Source organism: Phocaeicola massiliensis B84634 = Timone 84634 = DSM 17679 = JCM 13223 (assembly GCF_000382445.1).
Classification (GTDB): Bacteria; Bacteroidota; Bacteroidia; order Bacteroidales; family Bacteroidaceae; genus Phocaeicola; species Phocaeicola massiliensis.
The window spans coordinates 187,802-204,153 of the sequence record NZ_KB905473.1; the positions used below are offsets into that span (position 1 = coordinate 187,802).

The 16,352-nt window shown below is 42.5% G+C and carries 13 protein-coding genes and 1 tRNA gene; 1 reads left to right on the forward strand and 13 read right to left on the reverse strand.

The window, feature by feature from the left end; genetic code table 11:
• Window positions 1-248: 248 nt before the first annotated feature.
• Both rpsT and HMPREF1534_RS05415 read right to left on the reverse strand, forming a co-directional pair.
• Entirely contained in the window at window positions 249-503 is a 255-nt protein-coding gene (rpsT, locus tag HMPREF1534_RS05420; protein ID WP_005942507.1) for a 30S ribosomal protein S20, read from the reverse strand.
• Between the two features lie 43 nt (window positions 504-546).
• A tRNA-Glu gene (locus HMPREF1534_RS05415) sits at window positions 547-618 on the reverse strand.
• A gap of 184 nt (window positions 619-802) precedes the next feature.
• On the opposite strand from HMPREF1534_RS05415, the gene recO reads away from it, so the two are divergent.
• Window positions 803-1,528 carry a DNA repair protein RecO gene (gene recO / locus HMPREF1534_RS05410; protein ID WP_005942508.1) on the forward strand — a complete coding sequence of 242 codons (726 nt, stop codon included), beginning with the start codon at window positions 803-805 and terminating at the stop codon, window positions 1,526-1,528.
• Between the two features lie 537 nt (window positions 1,529-2,065).
• Here recO and HMPREF1534_RS05405 read toward each other — a convergent pair.
• From HMPREF1534_RS05405 to HMPREF1534_RS05355, 11 genes are read right to left on the reverse strand one after another with little or no spacing between them, the layout of a single operon-like run.
• Window positions 2,066-2,515: a GatB/YqeY domain-containing protein gene (locus tag HMPREF1534_RS05405; RefSeq protein ID WP_005942510.1), complete on the reverse strand. Its 450-nt coding sequence runs from the start codon at window positions 2,513-2,515 to the stop codon at window positions 2,066-2,068.
• A gap of 20 nt (window positions 2,516-2,535) precedes the next feature.
• A complete protein-coding gene (gene ftsZ / locus HMPREF1534_RS05400; protein WP_005942512.1) occupies window positions 2,536-3,843 on the reverse strand; it encodes a cell division protein FtsZ in 1,308 nt (435 codons plus the stop codon).
• Between the two features lie 44 nt (window positions 3,844-3,887).
• The gene (gene ftsA / locus HMPREF1534_RS05395) at window positions 3,888-5,408 is read right to left on the reverse strand and encodes a cell division protein FtsA (RefSeq protein WP_005942514.1); all 1,521 of its coding nucleotides are present in this window, start codon (window positions 5,406-5,408) and stop codon (window positions 3,888-3,890) included.
• A 3-nt stretch (window positions 5,409-5,411) separates the two neighbouring features.
• Window positions 5,412-6,149, reverse strand: a complete 738-nt coding sequence (locus HMPREF1534_RS05390; protein ID WP_005942516.1) for a cell division protein FtsQ/DivIB — start codon at window positions 6,147-6,149, stop codon at window positions 5,412-5,414.
• Entirely contained in the window at window positions 6,146-7,522 is a 1,377-nt protein-coding gene (murC, locus tag HMPREF1534_RS05385) for a UDP-N-acetylmuramate--L-alanine ligase (RefSeq protein WP_022507399.1), read from the reverse strand. The genes HMPREF1534_RS05390 and murC overlap by 4 nt, the downstream gene beginning before the upstream one ends.
• Entirely contained in the window at window positions 7,512-8,642 is a 1,131-nt protein-coding gene (gene murG, locus HMPREF1534_RS05380; protein WP_005942520.1) for an undecaprenyldiphospho-muramoylpentapeptide beta-N-acetylglucosaminyltransferase, read from the reverse strand. The genes murC and murG overlap by 11 nt, the downstream gene beginning before the upstream one ends.
• Window positions 8,643-8,695: 53 nt before the next feature.
• Window positions 8,696-10,078, reverse strand: a complete 1,383-nt coding sequence (locus tag HMPREF1534_RS05375; protein ID WP_005942522.1) for an FtsW/RodA/SpoVE family cell cycle protein — start codon at window positions 10,076-10,078, stop codon at window positions 8,696-8,698.
• Window positions 10,079-10,126: 48 nt separating this feature from the next.
• Window positions 10,127-11,461 (reverse strand): UDP-N-acetylmuramoyl-L-alanine--D-glutamate ligase, encoded by a 1,335-nt coding sequence (gene murD, locus HMPREF1534_RS05370; RefSeq protein WP_005942524.1) that lies wholly within the window; start codon window positions 11,459-11,461, stop codon window positions 10,127-10,129.
• A gap of 13 nt (window positions 11,462-11,474) precedes the next feature.
• Complete coding sequence (mraY, locus tag HMPREF1534_RS05365; protein WP_005942526.1) at window positions 11,475-12,743, reverse strand: phospho-N-acetylmuramoyl-pentapeptide-transferase; 1,269 nt, start codon at window positions 12,741-12,743, stop codon at window positions 11,475-11,477.
• A gap of 11 nt (window positions 12,744-12,754) precedes the next feature.
• Window positions 12,755-14,209 (reverse strand): UDP-N-acetylmuramoyl-L-alanyl-D-glutamate--2,6-diaminopimelate ligase, encoded by a 1,455-nt coding sequence (locus HMPREF1534_RS05360; protein WP_005942528.1) that lies wholly within the window; start codon window positions 14,207-14,209, stop codon window positions 12,755-12,757.
• A gap of 14 nt (window positions 14,210-14,223) precedes the next feature.
• Window positions 14,224-16,350, reverse strand: a complete 2,127-nt coding sequence (locus HMPREF1534_RS05355) for a penicillin-binding protein (protein WP_005942530.1) — start codon at window positions 16,348-16,350, stop codon at window positions 14,224-14,226.
• Window positions 16,351-16,352: the final 2 nt, after the last annotated feature.

The window sequence follows — 16,352 nt, forward strand, 5'->3', positions numbered from 1 at the left end:
GAACAAGCTCAACATCTCCAGTGGAGTGGCAGGGGTTTGAAGGTTCTGTTTCATGCCACAAAGATAGTGTTTTTAACTAATTCCCCCAAGTTTTCAAACTGAGCCAGAAGGAGTCTTGGAGGATAAAAAAATTAAATTTATGGCTTGGCTGTAATAATGCCGGAGCATTTTGGATTCTTGTTTTCTGAAACGACAAAAGGCCGAATCACATGATTCAGCCTATTTTATCTTTTGGTTTAAGACTTTGCTTAAGCGAGCTTGCTAATGTGAGCAGCCAATTTAGACTTCAGGTTAGAAGCTTTATTCTTATGAATAATGTTGCGCTTAGCTAACTTGTCCAACATCTTTTGGATGCCCGGATACATTGCAACAGCTTCTGCTTTATCAGAAGTCTCACGAAGTTTTTTAACAGCATTACGCATTGTTTTAGCATAATATCTGTTATGAAGTCTTCTCTTCTCTTCCTGTCTGATTCTCTTTAGTGATGATTTGTGATTTGCCATCTCGACTAATCTTTAGTTTTGTTCTTTTATTATTTTTTATTTGTAGCCCCTGGGGGAATCGAACCCCCCTTTCAAGAATGAAAATCTTGCGTCCTAACCGATAGACGAAGGGGCCGGGCCTTTAATTGCCAGCCTTAGCTTGGCGTTTGCGTCGGAGAGTGTTTTTCTCTTTTGCGGTTGCAAAGGTAGAAACTATTTTTTAATCTCCAAAATATTCGAGTGATTTTTTTTAGTTTTTTGTTCGTTTTACCCGAAAATGACTACTTTTGTGCATGATAGAGGCTTAATAATGGAAGAATATGTTGCAAAAAACAGTTGGGATCGTACTTCATAGTCTAAAGTATAATGATACTTCGAACATTGTCGATATCTATACGCAGCACACGGGGCGGGCTTCATTCCTGGTGAAAATTCCCCGTTCGCGTAAGTCGACGGTGAAGTCAGTGCTTTTTCAGCCTCTTGCCATGGTGGAGTTTGAGGCAGACTATCGCCCGAATACCAACCTTTATCCTGTTAAGGAGGCTAAATCATGGTATCCGTTTTATACCTTGCCCTATGACCCTTATAAATCGGCCATAGCCATGTTTCTTGCCGAGTTTCTTTATCGGGCATTGCGTGAGGAGGCGGAGAACAGGCCGCTTTTTGCTTATCTGGAGCATTCTATTCGTTGGTTGGATGGATGTGAGCATGGGTTTGCCAATTTTCATTTGGTATTTTTGATGCGCTTTTCCCGTTTTCTCGGTCTCTATCCTAATACAGAAGATTATGATGAGGGATGTTTCTTTGATTTGCTCAATGCTTGTTTTACTCCCATACAGCCTTCGCATGGTGCATTTCTGAAGCCGGATGAGGCTTCTCGTATTAATATTCTGATGCGGATGAATTATGAGACGATGCACCTTTTTGCCATGAGTCGCGCAGAGCGCAACCGTTGTCTTACCATTATCAATGATTATTATCGCTTGCATTTGCCTGATTTCCCTTTGCTTAAATCATTGGATGTGTTGAAAGAACTCTTTGCCTGAAAACCGATATTTTTCTGCGGATTCAAATACGAAGTAAAGGAAAACGGGGCAGTCATTATTCTTGGGGATTTATATGTCATATCACCGACAAAGGAAGAGTAAGCTGTTTCTTAGGGTCAGCCAAAGTCTTTTAAACGGAAGATTATTACAGTCCACGGCAACAGACCGTACGGTCCACTGTAACGGACTGTACAGTCTACGGTAACGGACTATACAGTCCACTGCCGGAGACTGTAGTAATTCGACTGACAGACAGGCTTAATCGAAGGGATGCAAACGCTTATTCCGGCTAATGAAACAACGTAGGGAGTTCTAAACATATGCAGAGCGTTTGAAAACCGGAGGAGACAACATCCGGTGACTGGTGCCGGCTGGATATGTTGAATCCCCAAGAATACAAACCGGCCATAAAAAAGACAGAAGAGTGTTTCTTACACAAGACCAAGGTCTTTTCAGAAAAACTCTTCTGCCTTTTTCAAAGACTTCAGCCGCTTTTAGGCAAACGCTTCCGTCTTTTTTCTATGCTGTTTAAAGACTTTATGCCAACAGCTCTTTTACCTTAGCGGAAATGGCTCGACCTTCTGCTTTGCCTGCCAGTTGCTTGGTAGCCACGCCCATTACCTTACCCATATCTTGCGGGCCGGTTGCGCCTACTTCTGCAATGATTGTTTTCAAAGCAGCTTCCAATTCTTCGGCCCCCATCTGTTTCGGCAGATAGGCTTCGATAACGGCTACCTGGGCCAGTTCGGTTTCTGCCAGATCGGAACGGCCTTGTCCGGTGTAAATAGCAGCAGAGTCTTTGCCTTGTTTTACCAATTTCTGCATAATTTTCAGAGCAGCATCATCGGTCAGTGTATCATTGGCTCCCGGAGCGGTTTTTGCTTCGAGGAAGAATTTCTTCACATTGCGTAAAGTTTCTAATTTCACTTTATCCTTGGCTTTCATAGCCTCTTTGATATCGTTGCTGATTACGTCAAATAAATCCATATTCTCTATAATTTTAGTTGTTAAAATGTTATTGTTATGCCACCGTTTTCGGTATCGTTGTTATTGAATGTTTCCTCTTCTTCGGCTATGGCTTTGGATTGGATGCTTTCAAGCACGGTCTTGGTGCGCTGATAAGTGGGAGTTGTTTCCACCATGCTGATGATGTCATCATTATCAAGGTCTTCCAGACTGAATATATAGATGTTGTGGCGTTTTTTCTTGTTGCTGTTTTTGAAAGTGTCGCGACCGTAGTAGTCTCCACGGCGTTCATCCTTGCGCTGTTCTTCTTCTTCTTGTTCTTCCAGTTTCTTTTGTTCTTCGATGGTGCGTTTGTTGAGCATGTTGTCCATGCCCGGTACGTCTTTGATGCCGAAGCCGGTTGCCAGTACAGTGAACTTCACTTTGTTTTCCAGAGATTCGTCGATGTAAAGTCCCCATTTGGTTTCCACATCTTTGCCAAACTTACTCATGAAATCATGCACTTCGTTCATCTCTTCCATCATCAGTTCGCTTTTGGTGCTGAAAGAAATGTTGAACAGAATCTTCTTTGAGTTGAAAATATCATTGTTGTTCAGCAGCGGCGAGTGCAGCGCATCATTGATGGCCTGGCTCACACGATTTTCTCCTTCACCGTATCCGGTACTCATTATGGCCACACCACCGTCTTTCAATACTGTTTTCACATCATTGAAGTCGAGGTTGATGGTACCGCGGATAGTGATGATTTCAGCAATGCTTTTTGCTGCTACAGAAAGGGTGTCGTCTGCTTTTCCGAAAGCATTCATGACACTGAAGTCGGAGTAGATGTCGCGCAGGCGTTCATTGTTGATGACCAGCAAAGCATCTACATGCTGGCTCATTTGCTCCACACCGTCCAGTGCCTGGTCTATTTTGCGGTTACCCTCGAACAAGAAGGGTATAGTAACTATACCCACGGTAAGGATATCCATGTCTTTGGCTGTTTTGGCAATGATAGGTGCAGCACCGGTTCCGGTTCCTCCCCCCATTCCGGCAGTGATAAATACCATTTTACAGCCGTCGTTCAGCATATGTTTTACATCTTCGATGCTTTCTTCGGCGGCTTCGCGTGCACGTGCAGGACGATTTCCTGCCCCCAGTCCTTCTTTACCCAGTTGCAGCTTGACGGGAACAGGCGATTCGGCCAATGCCTGATTGTCTGTGTTGCACACTACAAATGTTACATCGTGAATACCTTCTTTATACATGTGATTTACGGCATTGCCGCCGCCACCACCCACACCGATTACTTTAATGATAGTCGGGTTGTCTTGTGGGAAATCGAATGGCATTATAGTTTCATCAGACATAATCTTACTATATTATATAAGGTGATGTAATTTACTTGTTTCTTTTAATCTTCTTTCAACAGGTCATCAGAGAGTGTGGTAATTTTTTTACCGAGCTTTGACCAAAGGCTGCTGCCTTTTTTCAATTGCTTGATTTCTTTCTCCAATTCTCGTATTTGAGCATTCTTGGTTTCTACATCCAGTAGTTCTGCCTTGCTCAAAGCAGCTAATGCTTCTTTATATTTTTCGGCATTCTTTAATTCGATGGCTTTCTTTATAAAGCTTTCGCAGTCGGCAATGCGTTGCTTTTCAGCTTCTTCCTTTCTGCGTTTTTCTTCAGCTTCCTGTGCCAGTCTTCTTCTTTTTTCTTCTGCACTTTCTCCTTCTTCGGTAAAGAGTCCGGTTTGAATGGGCTGAGCCGGTTCTCTCGGATGTTCAGGGCGATAACAGTTTTCTTTTCCGGCAGCCAGCAGTGCAATGATGGTGTTGGACATTCCGTCTTTTTTCAGTTCAATTCCTCCTTTAAGGCTCAGTTGGGAGTCTTTTGCCATTCTCACCTTTTCCAGTTTGGTTCGTTTGCTGAAGGCTTCTTCCATATTTTTCAAGTTGGCTGCACCACCGGTGACAATGGCTCCTGCCAATAATTTGTCATCGTAGCCGGAGAGCACAATCTGATTCCATACGTTTGCCAATATTTCGTTGACACGCGCTTCCACAATATCTTCCAATAGGTGGGCTTCAATACTGCATTTTCCGTCGATGGCATAGTTGGGTGTTTCTTCTTCATCTTTTGACGGGTCGATATAGGCGTTACCATATTTTAGTTTCAACTCTTCGGCATCCTCTTCTTCTATTTGCTGGCTGCAAATATCTTTGGTAATATTGCTGCCACCCAAAGGAATAACTGCCAGATGGCGGAGGATATTGTTTTTATAAACCGAAACTGTGGTTGTATCTGCGCCAAAGTCGATGAGCATACACCCGGAACGTCTTTCGCTGTTGGTCAGTACTGCATTGGCAAGTGCCAATGGCGAGATGACATAGTCTGCAATTTCTATTCCTGCCTGGTGGAAACATTTATCGATATTCTGTTTAACACTGCTACGGGCAATGATGTTGAGGAAGCGCCCTTCGATATGGTCACTGGGAACACCGACAGGATCTGCTAACAAGTTGATGCCTACTTTATATTCTTGCGGGGCTACCTCCAATATATCTTGGTCGATGATGGGTACTTCGCGGTTGCTGTCCATCAGCGAGTCAATTAACTCTTGTGATATTTTAGTTTCTTCTTCCAAGTGGCGTACTTCCGTGTTGCGGATAGTGCGGAGCGATTGTCCGCCGATGCCTACATATACCTTTCCGATAGAAGCCTTTAATGTCGATTCCAGTTTCTTGATAATCGAAGTAAGGCTTTGTGCGGTCTTGTCCAGATTATAAATAACTCCTTTTCTGATGAAATCAGACGAAGGTTCGCTGGCGAGGGCCAGTACTTGTATACTTCCGTCCGGATGCTTCTTTCCTGCAATACCTGTGATCTTTGAAGACCCCAATTCTATTGCTACAATAAAATCTGTTGCTGCCATATCTTACTTCTCTTTTTTGGTACAAATAATCTGATTGCTAAATTCCAAACTGATGCGGCTGTATTTGTTCCAGCCCACCTGGTTCAGACCTTTTTTATAAAAAATCTTCAGTCTTTCAAACTTTTCCTCATAATCGCCGGGTTTCCCAAGGAAAATAATATGTTCTCCAACGCGCGGAACCAGTTCCAGCTCTTTGGCAGGAGTGACATTTATCTGTTCAATTTGGGCCTCCCATAGAGGATGATTTTGTAGGAAGATACCTAACTTATATAATTCTTTCGTGGCAAAGTCACGGTCTACACTACCGGTAACAACAGCTACATGGGCCGAACTGTTGGGTATCGGCATCACTTTTCCTTTGCTGTCAATGTAATAATTGTCTCCGTTGGCAGCCATTACCCTTAATAAAGGCAAACGCTGCGTAACTTCGATGCCTATCTTACGGCCGGGAGTGCGGTAGCATTCCACATTTTCAATCAATGGGTGCTTGCTGAGTTCATCTTCCAAAAGCCGGGTATTGATATCTCCCATTTTTTTCCCTATGGGAGACAGTTTCTTACTGTTAAGTAAGCGGAGTACTTCTTTTTGGGTGATGAAACCATGGTCGATACTGTCATTGATAATCAATTCCATACCCTTGCAAGTCTGATCTGCAGGCTTGGTATTGAAGACTGTAACTGCTACTATAAGGTAAGCTGTTATCAGTAACAAGAACAGGAGTATGAAAATTCGTTTAATCATTGTTTGTTCAGTAATTCGCAGATTTGGGGAACATAGTTTTCAATGTCTCCTGCACCTAAAGTGATTAATACTTCTATATTCTTATTTCTCAGTACATCTAGAATCTCTTCTTTTGAACACATGGATTTCTCAATGCCGGGGCGCAGATTGTCGTAAATCAATCGGCTGCTTACTCCGGGAATAGGTTTCTCTCGTGCCGGATAGATATCCACCAAAATTACTTCATCCAGCAATGACAGACTATCGGCAAAGTCTTGGTAGAAGTCACGTGTACGGGTATAGAGATGCGGCTGAAATACTGCAGTCAGTTTCTTGTCCCGGTATAAAGCACGCATGGAAAGAATACTTTGACGGATTTCAGACGGATGGTGGGCATAGTCACTCAGGAATACTACTTTGTCGTTCTTGATTTTAAAGTCAAAACGACGGTCTACTCCACGGAAAGTTTTCATGCCTTCTTTTATCTCTTCATTGGTGACACCGCTCATTTGGGCCAATGCCATAGCTGCCACTCCATTTTCAATATTAATGGCAATGGGCACCCCCAATTGAATATCATCAATATTGCCCAATGGCGAAATATAGTCAAAGAATATTTCACCGCTTCCGATACGGATATTCTCTGCATGAAAGTCACCTTCTTCTTTAGAATAGGTATATAGTTGTACTCCTTCTTGTAAATCGGGTTGCAATTCAATGCCTTTGCGCATGATAAGCGCTCCCCCCGGACGAATTAAAGAAGTGTAATGGCGGAAGCTTTCCAAATAGGCTTCTTTAGTGCCGTAGATGTCCAAATGGTCGGCATCAGTAGCAGTAACTACCGATATATAAGGTGAAAGCCAATGAAAGGAACGGTCGAATTCATCAGCTTCGATGACTACATATTCACTGGTATCGGACAACAGTAAATTAGTTCCGTAATTTTTTGAGATACCTCCCAGAAAAGCGTTACAGCCTACATGGGATTGATGAAGCAAGTGGGCTGTCATGGTCGAAGTGGTTGTCTTGCCGTGTGTGCCGGCTACACAAAGACCTTTTCCGGCACGAGTTAACATGCCCAATACTTGCGAACGTTTCTGTATCTCGAATCCATTTTCACGGAAATAGGTAAACTCTTTATGTGTTTCGGGAATAGCAGGAGTATATACGACCAAAGTGCTTGATGCGTCACGGAATGATGCGGGTATTTGGTCTGAGCTGTCTTCGTAATGAATAGCTGCTCCTTCTTCTATCAACTTTTCCGTCAGTTCACTTGGAGTACGGTCATAGCCACCTACATTCTTGCCTTTTGACAAGAAGTAACGTACCAATGCACTCATACCGATGCCTCCGGCACCGATAAAGTAAACTGATTTTAGTGTATTAACATTCATTTCTCTTTCTATAATCATCAGCCAATTCATAGACTTCGCGTGCAATTACATTTGCAGAGTCTGTAAAGGCCAGTTTTGCAATATTTGTACTTAAACTCTTTAGCAATTCAGGATGTTGGACGGTTTCAATTGCTTTATCCAACAAAGCTTCTTTGGCAGCAGCATCTTTTATGTAGAGCGCTGCATTTTTATTGACTAGCGCCAATGCGTTTTTGGTTTGATGGTCTTCTGCTACGTTGGGAGAGGGTACCAGAATGACCGGTTTCTGCAATAAACAGAACTCAGAGATAGAACCGGCCCCGGCACGGCTGATTACCAAGTCAGCAGCACTGTATGCCGATGCCATGTCGCTAATGAAATCGGTAACATGAAGCATGGGCAGTTCCCCTGCTTTAGCCACGGCTGCACGAACTTCATCAATGTAAATCTTACCGGTTTGCCAGATGAACTGCACACCTGATGTGCGTATCTTTTCAAGTCCTTCCATCATACAGTGGTTGATAGTACGTGCGCCAAGACTTCCTCCCAAAATAAGGACAACTTTCTTTTCGGGGTTAAGCCCAAAGGAACGGATGGCTTCTTCGCGACTGATAGTATGATTGAGTAACCCTTGGCGTACAGGATTACCGGTCAGGATGATTTTATCTTTTTCGAAGAAACGTTCCATACCGTCGTATGCTACACATATCTTGCAGGCTTTTTTTGCCAACAGCTTATTCGTAACTCCGGCATAAGAATTCTGCTCTTGCAACAAGGTGGGGATTCCCATCATACCGGCTACTTTCAATGTAGGGCCGCTGGCATATCCACCAACTCCGACTGCTGCATGAGGACGGAATTCTTTGATTATTTTGCGTGCTTTCCACTGGCTCTTTGCCAGTTTGTAAAGAACGGATATATTTTTCAGCAAGTTCTTACGGTCGAACCCTGCAACGGGTAAACCTTTTATCGGATAACCGGCAGCGGGAACACGATGCATTTCCATTCTGCCTTCAGCACCTACGAACAGGATTTCCGCTTCGGGATGTTGCTCTTTAATGGCATTGGCAATGGATACGGCAGGGAAAATATGTCCGCCGGTTCCTCCTCCGCTGATGATAATTCTTAAATTCTCTTCCATTTCTTGCTCTATTTTGATGCAAAGTTATGAATAAACTCCTAATATGTTCAGTCTTAGACTGATTTATTGTTTTCGGAAGCTTCTGTCGGTATTGTTTCGTCTGTCGGAATAGATTCTGAAACCTCCGAAAGCGTATCTTCGTTTCCAGGTTTGCCCGCTGCTTCTGCTGTTACCAGGCCTCGTGCGTGTTCCAGCAAAATTTGGGTAGCTGCTTGCAACTTGACTTCGGCAGTAGTCTCTTCTTCCTGTTTCTTTTGTTCTTCTTTCTCTGCTACATATCGGCTGACACTGAGAATCATGCCGATATAGGCGCAGTTGATTAAAGTAGAGGTACCTCCCTTACTGATGAGAGGCAATGGTTGTCCTGTAACAGGGAAAAGACCTACTGCCACCATCATATTCAACATAGCTTGAGAAACTAGCAAAATGGCAATACCCATGACAAGAAATGCGGGAAAAGCTTTTTCGCTTTTTCGAGCTATCTTTCCGGCGCGCATCAGCAACCAAATGTAGAGTACGACAACAAAGCCGCCTCCCAACAACCCAAGCTCTTCGATGACGATAGCAAAAATAAAATCGGAAAATGCTTGCGAAAGGAAATCTCGCTGGACACTGTTGCCCGGCATTTTACCAATGATATTGCTGGAGGCAATGGCGATATTGGCATGGGCAATCTGGGCATTCTTGTCAATATCATATTTGGCGGCCGGAACCGCTTCTTTATCTTCGAAGAACCCTTTAATACGATTCTGCCACGTCTCTACACGATGCATCATCGGTATATCACGATATTGCTTTGCGGGTGTTACCATAATCATTCCTATAAATATGACGGCAATGACTCCTACGATAGAAATCAGCTTGAGAAGTTGCTTCCATGGTACGCGACCGATAATCATCATCAGAAAAACGACTCCAAACAGTAACATGGCTGTTGAACCGTTCTCGGGAGCAATCAATATGAATACGATACCGGTAATCCACATGATATATTTGAATGCCTTCGGGTTGGCGCCGTCTTCTTCCTGAAACTTGGAAAGAATGAAAGCAGTAACGATAATAACAGCCATTTTTGCAAGCTCGGACGGTTGAAACTGGATGCCGAAAAAAGTCATCCATCGGGCTGCTCCGTTCACACGGTCACCTGTAATGATACCCATCCCCATTACGAATACCAATAAAACTGCTGATATAGGTAATAAGAAGAAGGGAAGAACCCTAAACCACTTGCAGGGAATGTTATGCACCAGTACCACAATACAAGCACCTACCATCAGGATAACACTATGCTGGGTGATGGGCCCCCAATGGTCTCCACTTTTATAAGTAAGCGTACTGGCAGCGCTGAATACCTCTACAATGGAAATCAAACAAAGAAACAGGAAGATAATCCAGATTACTTTGTCGCCCTTGAATAAGTCTTTTATCAGGTCCATGCTATTTAATTTTCAGTTTATACGTTGAAATAAATAAGATTACCTCTTTTACAATGCTCTTACACAGTCTTTAAATTGCTCGCCGCGGTCTTCGTAGCTTTTAAAAAGGTCGAAGCTGGCACAACAAGGGCTCAACAGTACTGATTCACCTTTCTTTGCCATGCGATAGGCTGCGTCCACAGCATCTTTCATGCTTTGAACGTCAGCTGTGGGAAGTCCGAATGGGTCGAAGAACTCATGCAGCTTTTCATTATGTAATCCCATATAAATGAGTCCTACACATTTCTCTTTTACCAAGTCGGCGATTTCATTGTAATCATTACCTTTATCTTTTCCGCCTAAAATCAAGACTGTTTTTGTCTTCATGCTTTGTAATGCATACCAACAAGAGTTGACATTGGTGGCTTTTGAGTCATTGATATAGTCTACTCCTTTTACGCGGCATACTTTTTCCAGGCGGTGTTCCACTCCTTTGAAGTCTCCTAAGGCTTCGCGGATACATTCTTTGCGAATGCCGGCCAGGTTAGCAGAAATACCGGCTGCCATGGAGTTGAATAAATTATGAGTACCGGTCAGGGCCAACTCTTCTTGTTCCATATTGAAAGCAATCGGTTTGGTGAAGCATACCTTGTCTTTCTCAACATAGGCTGCTGCTCCTTCTTCTTTTTGCTCGGCAAAGGGATAGTAGTGTCCGTGAATTCCATATTTATGTAGCTCACGCTGAATAATCGGGTCATCATTCCAGAAAATAAAGGCATCTTCGTCCGTCTGATTTTGTATGATACGGAATTTTGCATCCACATAATTCTGCATCTTATGGTCATACCGGTCTAAATGATCCGGGGTGATATTCATCAGCACCGCAATATTGGCATGAAATTTATACATATTATCCAATTGGAAGCTACTCAGCTCAATTACATAATAATCATAATTGTATTCAGCCACTTGGAAAGCAAGGCTTTGCCCTATATTCCCGGCCAGACCGACATTCAGTCCTGCCTTTTTAAAGATATGATAAATCAGGGAAGTAGTGGTGGTTTTGCCATTACTGCCTGTAATACAAATCATTTTTGCATTTGTATAACGTCCCGCAAATTCTATTTCAGAGATAATAGGGGTTCCTTGTGCTTTCAGTTTCAAAATCATCGGGGCATCATTAGGGATACCGGGGCTTTTTATTACTTCATCAGCATTTAGTATCAACTCTTCCGTATGCTTTCCTTCTTCCCATGCAATGCCTCGTTCGTTCAGCATATCTTTGTATTTGCTCTTAATCATAGACATGTCTGAAACAAATGTATCAAAACCTTGTTTCTTAGCCAGAACTGCTGCTCCCGCACCGCTCTCTCCGGCTCCTAATATGACAATTCTCTTAGCCATAATCAATTTTTGTTTATCTTATCTTTAATGTAATAATTGTAATTGCAGCCAGTACGATGGTGACAATCCAGAAACGTACTGTGATTTTTGATTCATGGAATACATTGCCGGGTTTTGTAAAAACATAGCTGCAATTAGGGTCTAGTTGTGCTAATGTAGTGCGGAAATGGTCATGGATAGGTGTACGCTTGAAAATGCGTTGGATATGTCCTTTCTTTTTCCCGCTTTTGAAATATCTTACTTGAAGAATGACCGATAAGTTTTCTATCAAGAAGATTCCGCAAAGGATGGGTATAAGCAATTCCTTATGGATAATAATTGCAAATACCGCTATGATACCACCAATGGTCAAGCTTCCCGTATCGCCCATGAACACTTGTGCCGGGAATGCATTGTACCAAAGGAAACCGATGAGTGCACCGATAAATGCACATATAAATATAACCAGTTCTTCGCTGCCGGGGATATACATTATATTAAGATATCCGGCGTATTCGATGTGACTGGACACGTATGCTAGAATTCCAAGTGTTAGACCTATGATGGCGGAGTTTCCGGCTGCCATTCCATCCATGCCATCGTTCAAATTGGCACCATTTGAAACTGCCGTTACAACAAAAATGGTTACTAAAACGAATAATATCCATCCGGCAGTTTGGGCATGGTCACCTAGGAAACCGACAAAATCGGCATAATCCAAGTTGTTGTTCTTAAAGAATGGTATCGTTGTCTTTGTTGACTTTTCATTTTGAGCTTTATGGACAATCTCCACTATTTCTCCTCCTTTTTGTATTTCCACATTCTCACGGATAACTACGTTAGGGCTTAAATAGAGAGTCAATCCTACGATTAATCCCAAACCAACCTGACCGATAATCTTAAACTTGCCGTGCAAGCCTTCCTTGTCTTTACGGAAAACTTTGATATAGTCATCCAAAAATCCTAATGTGCCTAGCCAAACAGTAGTGATCAGCATCAATATCATATAAATGTTATCCAGTTTCCCCAATAAAAGACAGGGAATAAGGATAGCAACAATAATAATGATTCCTCCCATTGTAGGAACGCCTACTTTTTTTACATTAAAAGGGTCGATAGAAGCATCGCGTTGGGTCTCTGTAATCTGTTTCCGTTTCAGTAAGTTAATAAAATATTCTCCGAAGATGGCAGATATCAACAATGAGAGGATGACAGCCATCAAGGAACGGAATGATACATAACCGAACATTCTAGCTCCGGGAAAATCACACTGCTCTAAAAAATTAAATAAATAATATAGCATTTCTTGTTGGTTTATTCATTAGCAAATATATCTTTCAATACCTCCTTATCATCAAAATGGTGCTTTATACCTTTTATTTCCTGATAATTTTCATGCCCTTTTCCGGCAACCAGCACAACGTCTTTGGCTTGGGCAAGCATGCATGCTGTACGGATAGCTTCTTTTCGGTCTGCTATGCTGATGACCTTACGCATATTTTCTTTATTCAATCCTGCAAGCATATCATTGATAATATCCTGTGGCTCTTCAAAGCGGGGATTGTCTGACGTGATGATGACTTTGTCACTTTGCTTGGCTGCTTCTTGAGCCATTAAGGGACGTTTGCCTTTATCACGGTTGCCGCCCGCACCTACAACCGTAATCACCTTTCCTTTCCCGTTCAATACCTCGTGGATGGCATTCAATACATTTTCTAGTGCATCGGGAGTATGTGCATAATCGACGATAGCTGTATAGCCTTTGGGTGAACGCAAGGAATCAAAACGTCCGGCAACAGGACGTAGTGTACTTAAAGCAAGAAGAACATCTTCCGGTTTCTTTCCCAACAGACAGCCTGCGCCATAAACGGCTAATAAATTAGAAGCGTTAAAACGTCCGATAAATTGCACGTTGACTTCTACATTGTTAATGTCCAGCAGCATTCCTTCAAATCCGTCTTCAAGTACTTTGCCTTTAAAGTCACTAAGGCTGCGGAGAGAATAGGTGCTGACTTTCGCTTTGGTATTCTGTGTCATAACCAAGCCGTTTCTATCGTCCAGGTTGGTTAGGGCAAAAGCACTTTTCGACAAGCCATCAAAGAATGCTTTCTTGGCTTTCAGGTAATTCTCAACCGTTTTGTGATAATCCAGATGGTCGCGCGTTAAATTGGTGAAAATACCTCCGGCAAACTTTAAACCTCCGATACGCTTTTGGGCAACAGAATGTGAACTGACTTCCATAAAGACATACTTACAACCTTCGTCTGCCATACGGCCTAATAATTGATTTAATGTAATGGGATCAGGAGTAGTATGGTCTGTGGGAACTGCTTCATCGTCAATATAATTACAAACTGTGGATATTAAGCCGACCTTATAACCGAATTTGCGGAACATATTATATAATAAGGTGGCAATGGTGGTTTTACCGTTTGTCCCGGTAACGCCTACCAACTCCAGTTTTGATGTTGGGTCACCATAAAAGGCAGTAGCCAGTTTCCCGACAATATCTTCTGTATCGCCTACTTTGATATAAGTAATATTTTCATTCAATGTTTCGGGAAGAGTCTCGCACACCACTGCAACGGCACCTTTTTCTATTGCTTTTGTGATATAAGCATGTCCGTCTGTCTGCGTACCTTTTACAGCTACAAACACATGTTCCGGTTCAATAAGACGTGAGTCTATATTGATTCCTGAAATCTCTTTGGTAGTATTGCCAATGATCTCGCTTACGGTTATACCTTTGATAATCTCTTCCAGTTTCATATCTTTCTTCTATATTAATTTAATCGTAATTGTATGGTTTGTCCCTTGCGTATGGTATTGCCGGCAGGAATACTCTGCGACTTGACTTTACCCATTCCGCTTAGACGGGTTTTCAAACCGATACTCTCCAATAGGTAAACAGCATCTTTGGCGCCCATGCCGATTACGCTTGGTACCAGTTTATTATTTATTTCTTTTTTGCTGAACATTACATTGTCGGGATTTGTCGTAACGTTCCCCCAAACCGGTTTGTCAATTGAATAGCTGTTTGACAGACCGGTGGTTCTTATATCAATCTGATTCAGTATATAGTTTGCAGCTCCTATATCCCCATGTTTCACGTCAGGAACTAAGATAGAAGTTGAATCTTTCGCACCTTGTAAGTCCTGAGCAAGATGTTTTGCAAACACACGCTCGGCAATATTGCGGAATACAGGGCCGGCCATACCGCCTCCCGATGCCGGATAGCCATTCTTCTGAATGGCTACGATACAACTGTATCGGGGAGATTCGGAGGGGAAATAGCCGCAGAAGCTAACCAAATATTGGCGCATACCATTGGTGTATCCCGATCTTCCCTGAGATACTTGAGCTGTACCTGTTTTTCCTGATACATGAAACTGTTTGGAACCTGCTTGTCGTCCTAATCCCTCGCTAACCACCTTTTCAAGAATAACTTGTATCTCTTGAATTGTTTTGGGAGAAGCTATTGCCGGATTAAGAACCTCGGTCGGAATTTCTTTCACAACTTGTCCGTCTTTCATAATCGCCTTGACAAATTTAGGTTTAACCATCACACCATTGTTTGCTATAGCGTTATAGAAAGTTACCGTACTGATAGGAGGAATCTGTGTCTCATATCCGATAGACATCCATGCCAATGCTGTTTTTGACCAATTGTTTTTGTTGGGCATACGGATAAATGGATCACCTGCTCCCGGGATATCCAAATGAAGTGGGGACGCTATACCTAATTTATATAAGCCTTGCACATACTTCTCAGGATGGTCGTGATAGTTTTGGTCTATTAACCGTGACACACCAATATTGGAAGAATACATTAATGTTTGCGTAGTAGTGATTACGCCATATCCTCCACGATGCCAGTTATGGTCTTTCATACGGGCGCCATGCATATTATAAACACCGTTTCCGGTATCAATTGTTTGGTCGGGTGTTATTTTTCCGTCTTCAAGAGCTACCATGATAGAGGCTGTCTTAAAAGTAGACCCGGGTTCCATCATATCGGAGACCGCATTATTGCGAATCTCTCTGTATACTCCATCAGCACATTTGGTCATATTGACAATAGCTTTGATTTCTCCGGTTTGAACTTCCATTAAAATAGCAACTCCTACGGTTGCATTAATTTCTTTCAATTTATCGACCAATGCTTTTTCTGCGATATCTTGCATACCGACATCGATTGTCGTAATGATATCACATCCGTCAACAGGCGGTATATCTACTATGTTCAAGTATTTGTTCATCACTTTTTGGCGGTGAGTAATACCTTCACGTCCCTTTAGTATAGAATCGTAAGAAAGTTCCAAACCATTCTTGGCGCCTTGCTCAATGTCGGGATACATATCGCCTAATGTACGCATGGCTAATGAACCGAATGGCTTTTTGCGCTGGTTGAATGCCTGTTCGTGAAATCCACCCTTGTATTTGTTTAAGTTGAAGACGGGCAGACGTTTAGCCTCTTTATATTGTATATAGGATATTCGTTTGGGATAAAGCAGGTAGTTGCGGCTTCCCTTTTTTCTACCTTTTAATATATGGGATTTGAATTCTGCTTTGCTCTTATCCGGGAAAATCTGGTGCAGACCATCACAGATGGAGTCCATATAGAGCATCAGTAATGAGTCTTTCAGATGGCCGCCGGCTTTGAAGTCCATATAAATTTTGTATTCCGGAAGACTGCTTGCCATTAATTGCCCATCAGAAGAGATAATGTTTCCGCGGGTTGGGCGAACGGTTACGTTTTCTTTCACAAAACGGTCGGCTACATCTTTCCAATATTGCCGTTCGGCAAACATGATGACGCCGGCTTTGCAAATTATTGCAATACCTATCAATACCATCATCAATATGATGAAGGAATAACGGGTCATTATGTTCTTTTGGTTCGGCATCATAA